The following is a 17,270-nucleotide window of genomic DNA, read 5'->3' as shown; positions in this document are numbered from 1 at the left end:
GGCGAGGTCTCCGGTAGATGATTCTTCGACCAGGAAGAAACTGAGCAGTGGAGACCTCACGGCCAGCGCTGCGGTAACGAGGCGGCACGCCGTGGCGGCTAATCATGGCCGGATTGCAGCTGACACGGACGCAATCAGCATCTCGAAAGGACATCGAATGATTAGGGAAATCCATGACAACACCGGGGCGCTCGTAACGGTAGAACTCAACAAAAATCGCCCGATCGGCACCTACACCATCAGCCTCACTGAGGGATCACCCGTCGGGCGTGTGGACTTCGTCGACTCCGCCAAGGTGGATGGTGAGCGAATCGTATTCCACACCGAAGTGGACCGACAGTTCGGTGGACGGGGCCTGGCCGGGCTGCTGGTCCGCGAGGTGCTCGCGGACAGCATTCGCACGAGTGTCACCGTCGTTCCGGTGTGCCCGCTGTTTGCGGACCATTTAAAAAGGCATGGTCATGAGTTCGTCGCGGATGGCGGCAAGTTCCGTCCTCCGACACCTGCCGACTTCGCGCTCGTCAGGCGTGCTACGAAGCCCCACGTTTCTTCTCCGCGATGAGGGTGCAGGGAGGATCATCAATGACCGCGCACACGATCAGCGAGCAGCGGACCAGACCGTGCGCCGCCCAGAAACTCGACCCGCGCCCGCCCACCGACCTGCCCCTCGCAGGGGAGCCCAAGCGGCACTACCGCGACCGCACCTGGGACGTCCAGGCGCCCTGCCGTCTTCAAGAGTTGAGGCTGACCATCCTCGACGCCAACAGTTCACTGCTGCGGGTCCTGGGCCGCCCGCCGACGGTTGCCGACATCGCCGCCCACCTCAAGCTCACCGAGGACGAGGTCCTGGAAGGCCTGGAGGGTGCCCGCGCGTACAACGCGGTGTCGCTGTTCACGCCGACCGGCGACGGCGACCGGGCCGCCGAACTGGATGACCTGCTCGGCGGTGAGGATGGCAAGTTCGAGCTGTCCGACCTGCGGGTCGCTCTGGGCACGGTGCTGGCCACGCTCACCGAACGCGAGCAGCGGATCCTCACGCTGCGCTTCTACGGCAACCTGACCCAGTCGCAGATCGCCGAGCAGATAGGCGTGCCCCAGATGCACGTGTCCCGGTTGCTGGCTCGGGCCCTCGGCAAGCTGCGCGAGCAGTCGGACGGGACGTACTAGTGGGCGCGGACGGCGGCCCGGGCACCGTTGTGCGTCTGATAACAGATCCCCCTACCGCAGGCGTCAAGAGGTGCCTTCCTTGCCGCGGTCGGTGCTTTCCGAGGTGTCGTACGACCTGCCGGTGCGGGCGCCGCCAGGGCCGGCAGCATTCATTTCTCATCGCCGGGTACGGCTGTCCACGCCTCCCGGGGATCGACCACGGTCGGCGACGTTCGGCCGAGCCCCACCCACGCCCTGCACCCGGTCACCGCCCTCACCGCCATGTGAGACCTCTCCCAACGCGCCGACAATCAGGAACGTTCGACCGGACGGCGTCGCGTCGCACCAATCATCGGGGGCAGCCGCACTCGAAGATCTCGATTGCGGCTTCGACGCCGATGACTGGCAGAGAAGGGCCGGGAATATCAGTCGCCCCTCCCGAGGTTCAGAGCTAGCGTGATCGCCATGTTCGGCACCGTCGGCTCCGTGCGGCCCGCAGGTTTTCACCTGCCGGCTGCCGCTGACGTGTGCGCATGGCTGGCTGACACCCGAGGCTGACCCTCCTCCCGCTCCGGCAGAACCACGGAGGAGGGTGGCCCGGTGGTCCGGCGCGCTGGTGAGCGCGCCGTGACATGCGGTTCTGGCGCGGTTTCTCGCGGAGTGGCATCCGCCCGCGTTCGTCGTCCGCCAATTCGTCTCCAGTGTGGAGCTCATCATGGCCAAGAGCCAATTCGTGCGCGCGAAGCCACACCTCAACATCGGCACGATGGGTCACGTCGACCACGGCAAGACGACCCTGACGGCCGCCATCACCAAGGTCCTCGCCGACCGCGACCCCGCCGTCAACCGGTTCGTGTCCTTCGACGGCATCGACCGGGCGCCGGAGGAAGCGGCGCGCGGCATCACCATCAACATCGCCCACGTCGAGTACGAGACCGAGACCCGGCACTACGCCCATGTGGACATGCCCGGCCACGCCGACTTTGTCAAGAACATGATCACCGGGGTGGCGCAGGTCGATGGCGCGATCCTGGTTGTCTCCGCGCTTGACGGGGCGATGCCGCAGACCCGCGAGCACGTGCTGCTCGCTCGGCGGGTCGGCGTGCCCTACCTGGTGGTGGCGATGAACAAGGCCGACGCCGTCGAAGACCCGGAACTTCTCGACCTGGTTGAACTCGAGATGCGGGAGTTGGTGTCCGAGTACGGGTTCCCCGGAGACGAGGTTCCGGTCGTACGGGTGTCGGCGCTGCGGGCCCTGGAGGGCGACCCACGCTGGGTTTCCTCCGTCATGGAGCTGCTCGACGCGGTCGACCGGTACGTCCCGGTGCCACCCCGCGAGCTCGGCGAGCCGTTCCTCATGCCGATCGAGAACGTGATAACGATCTCCGGCCGGGGGACGGTGGTGACCGGCGCTGTCGAGCGGGGCGTGCTCCGTGTCGGCGACCCGGTCGAGGTGGTCGGTCTCAGCCCAACGCTGTCCACTGTGGCCACTGGGCTGGAGACGTTCGGCAAGTCCCTGGCGACCGCTGAGGCCGGGGACAACGCCGCCGTGCTGCTGCGCGGGGTCAAGCGTGACCAGGTGCAGCGGGGTCAGGTGGTGGCGCTGCCGGGCAGCGTCACGCCGCACCAGCGGTTCCGGGCCAGGCTCTATGCGCTGACCACCGCCGAGGGCGGGCGCCACACACCGTTTCTCGCCAACTACCGGCCGCAGTTCTACTTCCGCACCACCGATGTGGTCGGGTCGGTAGACCTCGGTGATCTGACGATGGTCCTGCCGGGTGACACCGTCGACCTGTCGGTGGAGCTTGGCAGGCCGATCGCGATGGATGTCGGGCTCGGCTTCGCCGTCCGGGAGGGCGGCCGTACCGTGGCCGCCGGCACCGTGACCGAACTACTCGACTGAGCTACGTGGCAGGGCCCCTTGCCGGCAAGGGGCCCTGCCACGTACGGCCCTGCTCAGCTGCGCTGGCCGAGCCCTCCGTAGGACCGACTCCGTGGCATTCCACCGGCCTGTCCCTCGCGGTGAACGCCGCAGCGAACCGCTCACCTGCGGGTCAGTACCCGCTCAGCAGCGCACGCCGTACCCCGATCTTCGGTTTCCGTGTCTCTCGCAACTCGGAAACCTGGACGGGGTACGGCGTGCGCTGTTGATCAGGGTCGAGACCCTTCCACGAGAACGTCACGGGTGCCATCGTTGGCTATCCGCGAGCTGCGGCCCTCGAGAGCGCGGACGCGGGTCGAACGGCCGCCGAGTGCGGTGTTCGCAGAGGGCCGCTGCGCCGGGTGCGCAGCCAGACCACCAAGGCGGTGATGACGACAACTGCGCTGGGAACGAGGACACCGATCGTCGCGGCGCCCGCTGCGCGATCCGTGACGACGTTGGCGATATCGGTGCGCAGCGCAGCATCGAACACGAAGGACAGGGTGTTGTACCCCGCGTGTAGCACCACTGCGATCTCGATACCCCCGCTGCGCCAGGTGATGAGCGTGAGCCCGATGCCGAAGATCAGGTACCAGAGGTTCAGCCAGATGTCGGTCGACAGGTGGACGACCGCGAAGGCAACGCTGGAAACAAGCACACCGGCGGCGAGGCCCGTCCGCGCTCCGCGCGTCCAGCCACTGGCGACGCGGAAGATGAGCCCACGGAACCCGTATTCCTCACCCGCGGCCTGCAGGGGCGTGAGCAGGAGCGTGGCGAGGAGTATCCACAGGACGTCGGTGTAACTCCATTCGGTCTGCGGCAGCGGGACCCAGTAGTGGAACGCCATGACGGCAACCCACGCGGGGGTGATCAGAAGCAGCGCGCGCCCGAAGATGTCGAACCGGAACCGCGAGATCACCGAGTGCAGCGACGGGCCTCTCACGCCGTAGAGCCACCGCTGGATGAGCATGCTCCACGGGATGATCAGTGCGACGGAAACCATGCCGGCGGTGTGCATCAGAGGCGTCCACTCGGTGCGGCCGTCGGTGTCGACGGCGGAATCCACGAACGCCGCCATCAGGCTGAGAGCGACGCCGGACAGCGTCATCCCGCCGATCAGAAGCACGATCGCGAGGATCCCACGACCGATACGACGTCTCTCCCCGGCCAGCACCCTGTGGTACTCGACATCGTGCGGAACGGTATGCGTTTGCTCGGTCATGGCTCACGCCACCTCGACGACGTAGGTGAGCGCGGCCCACGCCAAGAGGGTGCCAAACGTCGTCCAGATGACGATGGAGATGGCCTGCCAGAGCAGGACCCACCGGCGTGGAGTTCCGCCGCCCACGAGGATCGCCGACATGATCTGGGTCGGAATGGCGAGAGGACCGAGGATGCTCGCGCCGGGGACGCCGAAACGCACGAGCCATCTGTTGAAGCGCCGACGCCCCTTCGACTCCGGCTTCGTGGCTGCCGTCTCCTGGTACGTCTCCCCGAGGGCGCTCGATCGCGCTCCTGCGCCTCCGCCCACCCCGACCAGGCTGTCTCGGCGATCGACGATGGTCGTCCTGGCGCGTGAGGTGACCGCGACGACCAGCAGCACGCACAGAAAGTTCCCCGCGGCTGCTGCGACGCCTGCGACAATCGGATGGAGACCACCGGCTATGCCGATGATGGCCGCTCCCTCACCTTCGACGAACGGGATCGCGCCCGCCAGCATGACGATGAACGGCTGGACGATCCCGGGCACTTGGGCGACGAGCTCCTGGAAGTTGCTGATGAGCTGCTCGATGGGACTCATGTCTGGTCCTCACTTTCCTGTGATGTGGGTGCGTCGTGTGGCGGCGCGGCAGTCCTCGCCGTCGAGGGAGTCACGAAAGGTGCGCAGGTGGCGTTGACCTCGCCTGCGTGCGTCCAGAGCGGCCAGAGGTGGTGAGCCAGCGCGGACCGTTGCCTAGGTGGATCACAGGGTGGCCTTGTCCTTGTCACGGGCGGGTCGACGAGGCGAGTGGTCCGATGGCGATGCGGTGGAGATCGTCGATGTCAGCGCAGTGCGCCACGACGGGTGGACCGGAATCGCGTTGTCCAACGCGTCCATGTCGGTGCGCTCGTCCGCACGGACCAGGCCCTTCGCCGCGGACTGGAGCGCCTCCCTGAAGGATCGGGCGCTCTGGAACCGGTCCTTTCGGTCCTTGGCGAGCGCCGTGAGGAGAACCGCGTCAATCGCCGGAGTCACCTCGGTGCGGTAGGCACTGGCGCGCGAGGGCTCCTGGTGCACGTGCTGATAGGCGACGGCAACCGGGTTGTCACCGACGAAGGGTGGCCGCCCGGTCAGCAGCTCGTAGAGCAGGCAACCCGCGGAGTACAGGTCGCTGCGGGCGTCGGCGACCTCACCGCGCACCTGTTCGGGAGAAAGGTACTGGGCGGTTCCGAGGAGTTCGTGGGTCTGCGTTGCCGGGGCGGCACCACCCTCGACACGCGCGATGCCGAAGTCCACGACCTTGATTGCGCCGTCGAGAGTGACCATGACGTTGGCGGGCTTGATGTCGCGATGGACAACGCCTGCACGATGGCTGAACTCGAGTGCCGACAGGACCGCTATCTGATGCTGGATCGACTCCTCCAGCGTGAGCGCGCCCTCGCGGAGTCGGGCCCCCAGCGACTGGCCGGCGACGTACTCCATGACGATGAACGGAACGGTCGGCTCGTCCGCCCGGCTGCCTTCGACGTTCTCATGTCCGACGTCATGAACAGCGACGATGCCGGGGTGATTGAGGCGGGCGACGGCCTGTGCTTCCCGCCGGAACCGGGACCGGAACAGCGGATCGCGGGCTAGCTCTGCGCGGAGCACCTTGACCGCGACCCAGCGCTTGAGCCGGATGTCACGAGCCAGGTGAACAACGGCCATGCCGCCCCTGCCCAGGACGTCGCAGAGCTCATAGCGTCCGCCAAGCACACGATCCGTACTCATGGGTCCTCCCAACTTTCTCGTTGTCGGTGTACCGGGAACGGGTTCGACGTCTGGTCTTCAGACGCCCGCCACGGGCTCCGGAGTCCATCAACTCCGGGTACGCCGGGGTCCGGATGCCCGATCCTGGCGACGTCATCAGGCTCGCACCGCAGGCCGAGCCCTCGCGTCGGTCACCACCACGTAGGTCCTCACGGCCCAGCGCCACCGAGAACCACTGAGGTGGCAGGTGCTAACTTGCAGCTTCCGCACTTCGCATCAGGGACGCCTACGGTGTCGGCTACTTACATCTGGCGCGTTGACGGGAGGCACAACGTGACGGATCTCGTAGGCCGGCGTTCAGAGCGTGACGCGGTCGAGAAGCTCCTCTCTCTGGCTCGGTTCGGGCGCAGCGGCTCTCTCGTGGTGCGCGGAGAAGCCGGCATCGGGAAGACCGCCCTGCTCGAGCACGCCCACCAGACGGCACTCGCCTCGGCCTTCCGGGTGGAGCCCTTGGCCGGCGTCGAGTCCGAGACGCAGTTCGCGTTCGCTGGGCTGCACCAGTTGTGTGCTCCCCTGCTGGAACGCACCGGCACGCTGCCCGAGCCGCAGCGGACCGCCCTTGGGGTGGCGTTCGGACTCCACGCTGGCGCCGCACCGGACCGGTTCCTGGTCGGGCTGGCCGTCCTCAACCTGTTGGCCGAGGTCGCCGAGGAACAACCGCTGCTGTGTCTCGTCGACGACGCGCAGTGGCTGGATGAGGCTTCGGCGCAGGTCCTGGCCTTCGTGGCCCGACGGGTGGGAGCCGAAAGGTTGGCCCTCCTGTTCGGGGTGCGCGACTCCGACGACGGCGACCGCCTTCCGTTCGCCGGGTTACCAGAGCTGGGCCTGGAGCGGCTCGGCGCGTCCGATGCGCGGGTACTGCTCAACGCTGCGGTACGCACACCGCTGGACGAGGGTGTGCGCGAACGGATCCTCGCCGAAGCGGGCGGCAACCCGTTGGCGCTGCTGGAGCTGCCCCGCAACATACGGTCGCCGTACTGGGCCGGCGGGTTCGAGCTGCCCGACGCGCTGAGCGTCCCGCGGCGCCTGGAGGAGAGCTTCCGACGCCGGTCAGCGAGCCTGCCCCCGCAGACGCAGCTACTGCTGCTGGTCGCCGCGTCCGAGCCGACAGGCGACGTGGCCCTGCTGTGGCGTGCGGCCGCGCACCTGGGCCTGGCTCGCGAGGTTGCGACACCCGCGGAGGTCGCCGGGCTGCTGGAGATCGACGTCCGGGTACGGTTCCGTCACCCGCTGGTGCGGTCCGCCGTGTACCAGGCGGCCACCCTTCCGAACCGTCGCCGCGCCCACGGCGCGCTGGCCGAAGCAACCGACCCACAGGCCGACCCTGATCGCCGTGCCTGGCACCGCGCACAGTCGGTGCCCGGAGCTGACGAAGAGGTAGCTGAAGGGTTGGAGCGCTCGGCCGATCGGGCGCGTGCCCGCGGGGGCCTGGCCGCCGCGGCCGCGTTCCTGCAGCGCGCAGCCGAGCTGTCCCCTGAGCCCGGCGCCCGCGCGAGGCGGGCGCTTGCGGGCGCGCACGCCAAGCACGAGTCCGGTGCGCCCGAGGCCGCCCTTGAGCTGCTGGCGGTCGCGGCTGTCGGGCCTCTGGACCCTCTGCCACGCGCCCGGCTGGAACTGCTCCGCGCCCAGATCGGGTTCCACCTGACACGAGACAGCGACGTGCCACGGAGGCTGCTGGACGCGGCCAAGATGCTCGCCCCGCTGGACACCGCGCTCTCCCGCGAGACCTATCTGCACGCGCTGGATGCGGCGGTCATCAACGGCGGCGACGACGCGACGCACATCGCCGCAGCGGCCCTGGACGCTCCTCCAGCCGACGTGCCGGCTCGGTCCGTGGACCTGCTCCTCGACGGCCTCGCGACGGCTCTGACGAGGGGATTCACGGCGGGAGCACCCGGGCTACGGCGCGCCATTGAAGCGATTCGCGACAGCTCGTACGACGGTGCTGGGCGGGACCCTCACAGCGACCGTTGGCTGTGGCTGGCCGGCCGCAGCGCAGTGGCGATATTCGACGACGAGCTGCTTTACCTCCTGGCAAGCCGCAACGTCCAGTTGGCTCGTGAGGCCGGCGCGCTGGCGACGCTCCCCACCGCGCTGAACCTCTTCTCGATCACATCGGTCCTGATGGGCGAGCTCGCCCGAGCCGAACAGCTCGCCGCCGAGGCGGATGCGATCATGCAAGCCACCAGCGGCGTGGAGCTGCGGCATGCTCGCGTCATCCTGGGCGGCTGGCGTGGCGACCAGGCCGAGACCACAGCGCTCAGCGCCAGCACCGCCCAAGACGCCGCCTATCCCGACGGGAGCACTGACGCCTCCCAGGCCCAGTACGCGATGGCAGTGCTCCACAACGGGCTGGGCAACTACTCGGTGGCCCAGGAGGCCGCCGCCCAGGCTTGCACGTCGCGTGAAATGCCAATCATCGGCGCGAGCCTCACGGAGTTCATCGAGGCCTGCGTCCGTGCGGGGCAGCCGGAGCGCGCGACCCAGGCGATGGAGCAGTTCGACGCCCGGGCTCGCGCCAGCGGCACGTCGTGGGCGCTGGGGCTGGCGGCGAACTCACGGGCGCTCATGAGCACCGGATCATCGGCCGAAGATCAGTACCGTACGGCGATCAAACACCTCGGGAACAGCCGGATGCGCGGCTACCTCGCCCGCGCCCACCTCGTCTACGGTGAGTGGCTACGTCGCGAGGGCCGCCGCCGCGACGCCCGAGATCAGCTCCGCACCGCCCACCAACTCCTCACCGACATGGGAGCGGAGGCGTTCGCGGCCCGCGCCGCACGCGAACTGCGCGCGACCGGCGAGCACCCAAGCACGCGATCCTCGCAGCCGACCGACGAACTGACCGCCCAGGAGCTGCACGTCGCGCGCCTGGTGGCCACCGGAGCGACATCCCGTGAGGTCGGCGCACAGCTGTTCCTCAGCCCTCGGACCATCGAGGCCCACTTGCGCAACATCTTCCGCAAGCTCGGCATCACCTCACGCCGTCAGCTCAAGGAGCTGCACCTTCCCTGACCAGGCGGGCGCGGGCATCACGAGTATCAGTGATTTCTACCGACGCGAAGCCGCACCGCTGCTGCGAGCCTGATGAGATGCTCCAATCCGAATCGCCCTTCCCGGCAGGCACATCCTTCGTCCTTGAGGAAGCGCAGGTCATCACCACGCTCCAAACGCTGCACGGCCCAATCGGACCGCGATGAAGGTCTTCATCCTGGGCATCAGTGGCGCCGTGGGCAGGTTGCTCGCCGATGACCTGTCCAAGCGCGGCGACACCGTATCCGGCTTGGTGCGTCGGGACGAGCAGAAGTTCGAGCTCATGAGGCGGGGCGTCCACGCATCCGTAGGTCAGCTCGCGGACATGAGCGTGGACTCCCTGGGATCGATGCTCCGTGGGGTCGATGCAGTCGTGTACACAGCGGGATCGAACGGCGGCGCCAGGGATGTCACGGCAGCGATCGACGGCGAAGGCGTCATCAGAGTTCTTGAGGCCACAACTCTGGCGGGGGTGCACCGCTTCACACTGGTGTCCGTGATGCCCGAGGCCGGGCGCGACCAGGACCTCAGCGACGACGAGGAATTCTACTTCGCGGTCAAAAAGATCGTCGATGTCGTGGTGAGCCAGAGCCACCTCGACTGGCTGATCCTGCGGCCGTCGATGCTGCTTGACCGGCCGGGAACCGGCAGCGTGTCCCTCGGCCCAGCCCAGCCGCACGACGAGATCGCGCGCGAGGACGTCGCCGCCACGCTAGCAGCGCTGCTCCACGAACCACGGATCCGGCGTCAGATCCTCGAACTCACTCAAGGATCAACGCCGATCGCCATCGCCGTCAGCGCGAACCTCCCTTGACGGCCCCTGTACCGCGCCAGAACCCACCGCCGCGCAGCTCGGCCACTCCAGCGAAAAGGTCGACGCCACGTGCACCTGGTTGATCGCCGCCGTGCGGGCCTTGCTCCCCGCGGTGGCGAGTTGGACGAAGGACGGTCGTTGATCCGGTTCCCGGTCGCTCATGCGGGTACCGCCGCTGGTCAGGACCGAGGAAGGGATCCCCATGACCGAGCGGGACGAGCAGCGTGACGGGCAGCAGACCGAGGTGCCGCAGGACGAGGCGGCCCGTGGCGCCCGGGCGGTACAGGACGCCCACGGCGGCAGCATGGCGCCAGGGCTGGTCGACGACACCGGTCACCCGGTGGCGCAGGCGCCGACCGACCGGTTGACCGACACCGAGGGAGCGGACTGAGGCGCCGGCGTCTGGCTGGGCGGGAACGGCCAGCCAGACGCGGCAACCACTGGACGCTGGGCTGCGGACGCGGGTCGGGCCGTCCCGAGATCTCGGAACGGCCCGACCCTGCTGGTGCCTGGATTGCGGAACGCACCGGATCAGACGCTGATCCGACCGGCCCCGGCACCTGCGGTGACGATGGACTTCACATTGCAGGCAGTGTCGAGCTGGTACGCGTACGGGATGCTGGCAACGCTGCCGCCGGTCTGCCCGCTGCCGGAGTTGACGAAGCAGTTGTTGCGGGCGACCAGGGATCCGGGGCCGGACGAGCCTTCGCCCCGATGGTAGGGATCGGCAGTGTTCTCGAAGTAGTTGCCCTCGACGAGCACCCCGGCGTTCATCGTCGAGGCGACGCCGTAGCCGCCGACGTTGCTGTACAGGTTGTTGTACACGTGAACCGGGTTAGGACCCGCTGCCGCAACCGGTGCTGGGCGGCGGTGTGGTCGGGGTGCCGCCGCTGCCCACCCGGACCATCTGCCACTGCTGGTTCGCGCCGCCGAGATCGCTGTACTGGCTGATGCGGGCACCGTCGGCAGTGGACCATTCCCAGACCTCGAGGGCCTTGGCGGAATGGCGGTTGACGAGCCGGACGTAGCCACCGTCGGAGTCGAGCACCTGAAATTGTTGGTTGGTGCCGTTGGCATCGGAGAACTGCCGGAACTCCGCGCCGTCGGCGGTATTCCACTCCCACAGGTCGACGACCTTCCCGCTGTGTCGAGCCTTGAGGCGGTAGTAGCCGCTGCCGGAGGAGACGAACTGGAACTGTTGCCATTCGCCGTCGTTGCGGGACCACTGTTGGATCGCGGCGCCGTCGGCCGTCGAGGTGTCCCGCACGTTTAGGACCTTGCCGCTGTGACGGTTGACCATGACGTAGTAGGCGTTGGTGTCGATGGTCGCCGCCTGCGCCGTCGGCGCGCTTATCGCCGCGACGCCCATCGCGCCGGCCAGCGCAGTGACCATGGTCAGCGCCATCCTGGTACGCCGACGCCGGCGGACGGTCCTGTCGCCGAACGGTCTTCTGGTGGTGGTTGAGGGCATTGGTCCTCCCGGAGATCGGAATTGACGGGGGCTATTCCAGGTGGAAGGTGGCGGTGCCACGCTCGGCGCTCGTGCTCACCGCTTCGACGTAGAGCAGTCCGTCGCGGTAGCGTACGTACCGACCCGGGTAGTTCTGCGACTCCAGGGAGAGCCCGGCGCCGTCGGCCAGGCCGGCTCGGCGTTGGAAGCTCGCGTCGCCGCCGAAGAGGGACGACCCGTCGCTCTTCTCGACGTACAGGGCGAAGCCGCGGTGGCGCAGGTAGTAGCCGGGGAAGTTGGTCGATTCCGAGGGCCTGCCTCGACCTGCGGCATCCGAGTCATCAATCCGTCGGCGTTGAGAACTCGGCCTCACAGAGGTGGCCGGCATCGCGAAAAATTTGCGATTCGCATCGGTGGCAACCTACTCCCACACTGTCGGACTCATGCAGCCCTCGGGTGAGAGCGAAACCGGCTGACCTTCTGGGCTGGCGTGCAGAGCGCGTGACCATCGAAGAACGGTCCACCGCTTCGGCGGGCGGGAGCAACTCGTGATCGCCGTGTGGAAGATGTGCGCGAACGTTTCCGGGAGGCGGTCCTGTGCCCCACCTCGACCTGTCGGAGAACTATCCCGGCAAAATGCTCCGTGCCTACGTTCGCGTACTCTGCGCGGGACGTTCGGATGCCGGCGCCGCGTAGACGTCCCGTCAGCGGCGATCTGGATCGGTCTTCACTCGATCCCCGCTGTAGCTGCGGTCGCGCAGCGCCTGGTGGAGCGAGCAGTTCGCCGTCGACGGGTTGAGCATCGAGCGTATCCAGATCGTACGCCGAGCCGCCGAGGGCGTCGCCGTCGCTGCCCTGTACGGGAAGAGGACGATGCGAGCATCGCGACCGCTCGTAGCCCTGGCTTGGGCTCGCCACTGACGGCACCTTTCACCCGTCCCAGCTGACGCTTGTGAATCTCGCAGACGGCGGCGGGGTGCCGGCCCGCTCAGGGCAGCCGCACATCTTTGAGTTGCCGGCGGGAGGTGATGCCGAGTTTGCGGAAGATGTTGCGCAGGTGGGCTTCGATGGTGCGGGGACTGAGGAACAGTTGTGCGCCGATCTCCCGGGAGGTCGCCCCGGTGGCTACCAGCCGGGCGATGTGCACCTCGTGTGGGGTGAGGGCGTCGGTCGGGTGGGTGGTGCGCTTTCGTGGGTGTTCGCCGGTGGCGCGGAGTTCGCGGGCAGCCCGCTCGGCGAATGCGCCCGCGCCCATGTCCGACAGCAGTTGATGGGCGGTGTGGAGTTGATCGCGCGCGTCCTGGCGCCGCCCTTCGCGGCGCAGCCACTCGCCGTAGACGAGCCGAGCACGAGCCGCGTCGCCGGCCATCCGGGACTTTCCGAGCCGTTCGATCGCTTCGCGGTAGTGCTCCTCGGCATCAGGCCCTGCGCTGGTCAGCGCTCGTGAGCGCGCGGCCAGGCCCAGCGCCCACGTGGTGCCGCACGCAACTGCGAGTGAGGTGAACTGCTCTAGTGCGAGCGCTGCTCGTGCCGGCTCGCCGGCACGGACGGAAGCCTCGATGAGCTCGGGTAGGCACGCGCTGCTGATCGACGGTTCGTCAGACCTGCACGCCCTCGTCGCCGCTTCCTGCGCGACCGAGTAGTTGCCCAACCCGTTGTGGAGCACTGCCATCGCGTACTGAGCCAGGGAGACCTCCGCGCCCTCGTCCGGGTAGGTGTCATCGCTGGCGACGGCGGCGTCGAGCGCGGTGGTCTCGGCTTGGTCACCACGCCAGGCGTGGAGAATGACGCGACCATGGCGCAACGGCACGCCCCCGGTGGCCTGTGTGATCACCGTGGCCTCGGTGGCCAGCTCGTCGGCGCGGGCGAGATCGCCCGTCAGGACCGATGTGATGGACAGGAAGTTCAGTGCGGCGGGGAGCGTCGCCAGCGCGCCGGCCTCACGAGCGAGCTGGACGTTGCGGCTGGCCAGCACATGGAGCAGCTCGTCGTCGAGGATCGCCACGGCGTTGCGGCCGGCCAGCCACAGCCACCGGTCGCTCTGGCTGCACTGCACAGATTCCGCCTGCGGGCCGTCGCGGAACGCTTCCAACGCGAGCCGTAGACCTGGCACTCCCGCCGCACAGCCCTTGCTCAAGGTCGTCGTGAGCCCGTCGAGGAGCAGGTCCACCGGTCGCGTCGGCGTCCCGGGTGCGGGGGCGGCCAAGGCCGCTTCGGCGATGCGCGCCGCGTCACCCCCTCCGTTGATGATCGCCGCATCCAGCGCATGTAGGTAGGTCTCGCGGGACAGCGCAGCGTCCAACGGGGCGAGTGCCTTGGCGGCATCCATCAGCATGCCCGGCACCTCGGTGCCTCGGGTCAGGTGGAAGGCGATCTGGGCTCGCAATAGGTCGAGATGCGCGCGTTGCAGGGAATCCAGCGGCTCGAGCGGTGCCGTCGTGAGCAGGTCCAGCGCGCTGTCGGACGCGCCGGCCTCGTGCTTGGCGCGGGCGGCTCCCAGCATCCGCCGAGCACGGGTGGCGTGATCGGGGGTGAGGGCTGCCGCGCGCTGCAGGAATGCGGCTGCGGCGGCCAGCCCGCCACGGGCCCGCGCCCGGTCCGCCGAGCGCTCCAGCTCCGCGGCGGCTTCCTCGTCGGTGCCCAGGACCGCTTGTGCGCGGTGCCAGGCGCGCCGGTCCGGGTTGGTCTGCGGGTCGATGGCGGCGGCCAGGGCGCCGTGGGCGCGGCGATGGTCGGGCGGCGTGGTGGCCCGGTAGATCGCCGAACGCGCCAACGGATGACAGAACCGCACCCTGGTATCGATCTCGAGCAGTCCGGCGGCTTCTGCGGGTGCGGCCGCCTCGCGGGCGATCCTCAGCTCGGCGGCGGCGCGCCACAGCAGCGTCACGTCGCCGGTCGGCTCGGCGGCGGCGACCAGCAGTAGCAGTTGGGTGTCGGGGGGCAGATCGTCGGAGCGGCGCCGGAATTCGTCCTCGACGCGATACGGGACGCTGAGGGTGTCGGGCAGCTCGAACCCGCCGGCCAGCTGGGTGGGCCGCGTACTGCGGGGGAGTTCCAGCAGCGCCAGCGGGTTGCCGCGCGCTTCGGCGACGATCCGATCGCGTACCCGGCCGTCCAGCGGTGCGCGGACCGCGGCCGTCAGCAGCATCCGGGCGTCGGGCTCACCGAGTCCGCCCAGGCTCAGCTCAGGCAATCCGGAGAACGGGTGACTGGTGCTGGCGTCGCGTAGCGCGAACACCAGCGCCACCTGCTCGGCTGCCAACCGACGTGCCACGAACGCCAGCACCTGCCCGGAAGCCTCGTCCAGCCATTGCGCATCGTCGACGAGGCACAACAGCGGCCCGTCCTCGGCGACCTCGGCCAGCAGGTTGAGGGTGGCCAGCCCGACCAGGAACCGGTCCGGCGCAGGCCCGTCGCGTAGGCCGAACGCCACGCCGAGGGCGGCCTGCTGCGGCTCGGGCAGCGGAGCCGCGCGGTCCAGCAGCGGCCTGCACAGCTGATGCAGACCGGCGAACGCGAACTGCTCCTCGGACTCCGCTCCGACCGAGTGCTCCACCCGGAACCCCGATCCGACCGCGACGCCACGGGTGTACTCCAGGATCGCGGTCTTCCCGATGCCCGCTTCCCCGCACACCACCAGCTTCCCGCTGCGTCCGGCTTGAACCTGGGCGAGCAGGTGCTCGATGGCGATGCGCTCCGCGCGCCGGCCGAGAAGGTCGGTCATTTCGTTCCATCCGAGGCTGGTTGAGGTCCGTCGGGCCGGAGTTAGGTAGTTCTCACCGACGCGAACCGCAATTCTTCCTGATCTTGATCGCCGCAGCAAGCCCGTGATCTCCACACGAAGCGGCTGACGAAGCGGATGCCGCAGGTCGAGGCGGGCCCCAGGCCCACGGCTTTCATCGCTGGTCAACCGCGTACCGGCCGCCCCTCGCCTGCTACTCGCACCGCCAGCGACCAGCTCGCACCCGACACGGTGAGCTGACGGTGCGAGCTAAGGCGTTCACACCGATGCGATGGCGCCGCCAGTGACGGAAGTCTTGTGCCGAAGACGAAAGGATCCGAGATGCCCGTCAACCCAGTCATCGAAGTCGACCAACTGAATGTCACCTACGGCGAGTTCCACGCCGAGCCCCGTCGATAGGCGTCGGGCCACGACGACGACGTCCGACACCGACACCGACACCGACACCACCACGGTATGCGACAACAGGAGGGAAACGATCATGGGATTCATCGCCGTCGGGACCGAGAACAGCACCCCGATCGAGCTGTACTACGAGGATCAGGGCGCAGGTCAGCCGATTGTCCTCATCCACGGGTATCCGCTGAACGGCCACAGCTGGGAGCTTCAGACGCGTGAACTGCTTGCTGCCGGATACCGGGTAATCACCTACGACCGTCGTGGCTTCGGGCGCTCGTCGAAGGTAGGTTCCGGCTACGACTACGACACGTTCGCGGCCGACCTGAACACCGTGCTGGAGACGCTCGACCTGCGCGACGTCGTCCTGGTCGGGTTCTCGATGGGCACCGGTGAACTGGCCCGCTATGTCTCGCGGTACGGCCATCAGCGGGTGGCGAAGTTGGCATTCCTCGCCTCACTCGAACCGTTCCTGGTCGAGCAGGATGACAACCCCGACGGCCTGCCGCGGAAGGTGTTCGACGGGATCGAGGCTGCGGCGAAGGGTGACCGCTACGCCTGGTACACGCAGTTCTTCTCGGACTTCTACAACCTCGACGAGAACCTTGGCAGCCGGATCAGCCAGGAGGCTGTCACCGGCAGTTGGAACGTCGCCATCTCCAGCGCGCCGGTGGCGGCCTACGCCGTCGTGTCTTCTTGGATCGAGGACTTCCGCGCCGACGTCGAGGCGGTCCGTGCCAGCGGCAAGCCGGCCCTGATCCTGCACGGCACCGCCGACACCATCCTCCCGATCGACGCTACCGCCCGGCGCTTTCGCCAGGGCCTGCCCGACGCCGAGTACGTCGAGATCGAAGGCGCCCCACACGGGTTGCTCTGGACCCACGCCGACGAGGTAAACGCCGCCCTGCGCACCTTCCTCGACTGAGCTGACGGAAGGACACCGCGCGGAGAGAACTACGAGAAAGGAACGAGATATGGGCGAGAAGCTGACGTTGGTACGGGACGACCTGCTCATCGTCGACGACCTCATGCTGCTCCTGATGGACGACGACGGCGTTTCCATCCAGACAGCGGGCACCCTGCACGACGCGCTTGGCGGCGCGGTGCTCACCGAGCTTGCCATGCTCGGTCGGATCCAGACCGACAACTCCGGGGCGCTGGACGGCCCGCGGGTCACCCCGTCGGGCGAGGGTCCGCTGCCCGACCCGCTGCTGCAGTCGGCCTACGACACCGTCGCCGAGAAGCCCCAGCGGGTGCGGCCGTTGCTCGTCGCGCTCGGCACCGATCTGTGGTGGGTGGTACTCGACCGGCTCGTGGACCGCGGCCTGCTACATCGTGAGGCGGTGCAGCTGCGAGCGCGGATCCGCCGGGTCCTGGCGGACGACGAAGCCCCGGATCCCCGCACTGCGGCGATCATCGGGCTGCTCTTCGCCAGCGGCGCCGTGCCTTCGCTGCGGCCGCCGCTGCCTTGGACATCGGCAACGGTGACCCGAGCCAGCGAGATCGGACGCGGCCATTGGGGATCAGAGGCCGTCTTCTCCGCGGTGACTCGCACCGCGGCGGCGATCGTTGCCGTCAGTGCCGCCAGCGTGGCGACTACCACCAGGCGAGCGCCGACCGGCGAAAGGAACGCTGCATGACCGCCCTGGACCAGGCGCTCGAGGTCCGAGCGACCGTGGTCGGACCGGCCTCGCCGGCGGCGGCAAGGGCCCTGGATCGCCTCCGGCGTCCTGCTGGTACTCGTGGTCGCGGTCGGTC

General features: G+C 68.4%; 15 protein-coding genes and 1 pseudogene. 8 read left to right on the top strand and 8 right to left on the bottom strand.

The features are described 5' to 3' along the window. Positions 1–157: 157 nt before the first annotated feature. The 3 genes from ABZ780_RS00875 (at position 158) to tuf (ending at position 3,049) form a co-directional block, all read left to right on the top strand. Positions 158–562, top strand: a complete 405-nt coding sequence (locus ABZ780_RS00875) for a GNAT family N-acetyltransferase (protein ID WP_356998754.1) — start codon at positions 158–160, stop codon at positions 560–562. Then, positions 559–1,167: a sigma-70 family RNA polymerase sigma factor gene (locus tag ABZ780_RS00870; protein ID WP_356998752.1), complete on the top strand. Its 609-nt coding sequence runs from the start codon at positions 559–561 to the stop codon at positions 1,165–1,167. The genes ABZ780_RS00875 and ABZ780_RS00870 overlap by 4 nt, the downstream gene beginning before the upstream one ends. Positions 1,168–1,861: 694 nt before the next feature. Continuing rightward, entirely contained in the window at positions 1,862–3,049 is a 1,188-nt protein-coding gene (gene tuf / locus ABZ780_RS00865) for an elongation factor Tu (RefSeq protein WP_357482805.1), read from the top strand. A 295-nt stretch (positions 3,050–3,344) separates the two neighbouring features. Here tuf and ABZ780_RS00860 read toward each other — a convergent pair whose 3' ends face one another. The 3 genes from ABZ780_RS00860 to ABZ780_RS00850 form a co-directional block, all read right to left on the bottom strand. Then, a complete protein-coding gene (locus ABZ780_RS00860; RefSeq protein ID WP_357482802.1) occupies positions 3,345–4,289 on the bottom strand; it encodes a type II CAAX endopeptidase family protein in 945 nt (314 codons plus the stop codon). Positions 4,290–4,292: 3 nt separating this feature from the next. Further along, positions 4,293–4,868, bottom strand: coding sequence for a hypothetical protein (locus ABZ780_RS00855; protein ID WP_356998744.1), 576 nt, complete (start codon positions 4,866–4,868; stop codon positions 4,293–4,295). Positions 4,869–5,030: 162 nt separating this feature from the next. After that, positions 5,031–6,038: a protein kinase gene (locus tag ABZ780_RS00850; protein ID WP_356998742.1), complete on the bottom strand. Its 1,008-nt coding sequence runs from the start codon at positions 6,036–6,038 to the stop codon at positions 5,031–5,033. Between the two features lie 312 nt (positions 6,039–6,350). On the opposite strand from ABZ780_RS00850, the gene ABZ780_RS00845 reads away from it, so the two are divergent. The 3 genes from ABZ780_RS00845 to ABZ780_RS00835 all read left to right on the top strand — a co-directional run bounded on the left by ABZ780_RS00845 (position 6,351) and on the right by ABZ780_RS00835 (position 10,315). Continuing rightward, positions 6,351–9,092, top strand: a complete 2,742-nt coding sequence (locus ABZ780_RS00845; protein ID WP_357482800.1) for an AAA family ATPase — start codon at positions 6,351–6,353, stop codon at positions 9,090–9,092. Positions 9,093–9,273: 181 nt separating this feature from the next. Continuing rightward, complete coding sequence (locus ABZ780_RS00840) at positions 9,274–9,924, top strand: NAD(P)H-binding protein (protein WP_355633135.1); 651 nt, start codon at positions 9,274–9,276, stop codon at positions 9,922–9,924. 202 nt (positions 9,925–10,126) lie between these two features. Continuing rightward, entirely contained in the window at positions 10,127–10,315 is a 189-nt protein-coding gene (locus ABZ780_RS00835; protein ID WP_357482796.1) for a hypothetical protein, read from the top strand. Positions 10,316–10,455: 140 nt separating this feature from the next. Here ABZ780_RS00835 and ABZ780_RS00830 read toward each other — a convergent pair whose 3' ends face one another. From ABZ780_RS00830 to ABZ780_RS00810, 5 genes and pseudogenes are all read right to left on the bottom strand, one after another. Further along, positions 10,456–10,749, bottom strand: a complete 294-nt coding sequence (locus ABZ780_RS00830) for a hypothetical protein (protein WP_357482793.1) — start codon at positions 10,747–10,749, stop codon at positions 10,456–10,458. Between the two features lie 13 nt (positions 10,750–10,762). Further along, positions 10,763–11,317, bottom strand: a pseudogene (locus tag ABZ780_RS00825) (RICIN domain-containing protein); the annotation flags it as partial. 109 nt (positions 11,318–11,426) lie between these two features. After that, positions 11,427–11,762: an AbfB domain-containing protein gene (locus tag ABZ780_RS00820; protein WP_357482790.1), complete on the bottom strand. Its 336-nt coding sequence runs from the start codon at positions 11,760–11,762 to the stop codon at positions 11,427–11,429. Between the two features lie 600 nt (positions 11,763–12,362). Next, positions 12,363–15,212, bottom strand: a complete 2,850-nt coding sequence (locus ABZ780_RS00815) for an AAA family ATPase (RefSeq protein ID WP_357482788.1) — start codon at positions 15,210–15,212, stop codon at positions 12,363–12,365. Positions 15,213–15,374: 162 nt separating this feature from the next. Further along, positions 15,375–15,599, bottom strand: a complete 225-nt coding sequence (locus ABZ780_RS00810; protein WP_357482784.1) for a hypothetical protein — start codon at positions 15,597–15,599, stop codon at positions 15,375–15,377. On the opposite strand from ABZ780_RS00810, the gene ABZ780_RS00805 reads away from it, so the two are divergent. After that, positions 15,598–16,437 (top strand): alpha/beta hydrolase, encoded by an 840-nt coding sequence (locus ABZ780_RS00805; RefSeq protein ID WP_357482781.1) that lies wholly within the window; start codon positions 15,598–15,600, stop codon positions 16,435–16,437. The two genes, ABZ780_RS00810 and ABZ780_RS00805, sit on opposite strands and share 2 nt — an antisense overlap. A gap of 49 nt (positions 16,438–16,486) precedes the next feature. Continuing rightward, the gene (locus ABZ780_RS00800; protein WP_357482779.1) at positions 16,487–17,152 is read left to right on the top strand and encodes a GPP34 family phosphoprotein; all 666 of its coding nucleotides are present in this window, start codon (positions 16,487–16,489) and stop codon (positions 17,150–17,152) included. The last annotated feature ends 118 nt before the right edge of the window (positions 17,153–17,270 follow it).

Source organism: Micromonospora sp. NPDC047467, from assembly GCF_040643095.1.
In the GTDB taxonomy this organism is placed as follows: domain Bacteria; phylum Actinomycetota; class Actinomycetes; order Mycobacteriales; family Micromonosporaceae; genus Micromonospora.
This window is presented reverse-complemented; position numbering and strand designations above follow the sequence as displayed.

What these genes read in the sequence shown, in the direction of transcription:
- ABZ780_RS00810 (WP_357482784.1), bottom strand. Translation starts at nt 15,599, where the DNA reads ATGATCGTTTCCCTCCTGTTGTCGCATACCGTGGTGGTGTCGGTGTCG.
- ABZ780_RS00800 (WP_357482779.1), top strand. Translation starts at nt 16,487, where the DNA reads ATGGGCGAGAAGCTGACGTTGGTACGGGACGACCTGCTCATCGTCGAC.
- ABZ780_RS00835 (WP_357482796.1), top strand. Translation starts at nt 10,127, where the DNA reads ATGACCGAGCGGGACGAGCAGCGTGACGGGCAGCAGACCGAGGTGCCG.
- ABZ780_RS00840 (WP_355633135.1), top strand. Translation starts at nt 9,274, where the DNA reads ATGAAGGTCTTCATCCTGGGCATCAGTGGCGCCGTGGGCAGGTTGCTC.
- ABZ780_RS00855 (WP_356998744.1), bottom strand. Translation starts at nt 4,868, where the DNA reads ATGAGTCCCATCGAGCAGCTCATCAGCAACTTCCAGGAGCTCGTCGCC.
- ABZ780_RS00875 (WP_356998754.1), top strand. Translation starts at nt 158, where the DNA reads ATGATTAGGGAAATCCATGACAACACCGGGGCGCTCGTAACGGTAGAA.
- ABZ780_RS00805 (WP_357482781.1), top strand. Translation starts at nt 15,598, where the DNA reads ATGGGATTCATCGCCGTCGGGACCGAGAACAGCACCCCGATCGAGCTG.
- ABZ780_RS00850 (WP_356998742.1), bottom strand. Translation starts at nt 6,038, where the DNA reads ATGAGTACGGATCGTGTGCTTGGCGGACGCTATGAGCTCTGCGACGTC.
- ABZ780_RS00860 (WP_357482802.1), bottom strand. Translation starts at nt 4,289, where the DNA reads ATGACCGAGCAAACGCATACCGTTCCGCACGATGTCGAGTACCACAGG.
- ABZ780_RS00870 (WP_356998752.1), top strand. Translation starts at nt 559, where the DNA reads ATGAGGGTGCAGGGAGGATCATCAATGACCGCGCACACGATCAGCGAG.
- ABZ780_RS00820 (WP_357482790.1), bottom strand. Translation starts at nt 11,762, where the DNA reads ATGCCGGCCACCTCTGTGAGGCCGAGTTCTCAACGCCGACGGATTGAT.
- tuf (WP_357482805.1), top strand. Translation starts at nt 1,862, where the DNA reads ATGGCCAAGAGCCAATTCGTGCGCGCGAAGCCACACCTCAACATCGGC.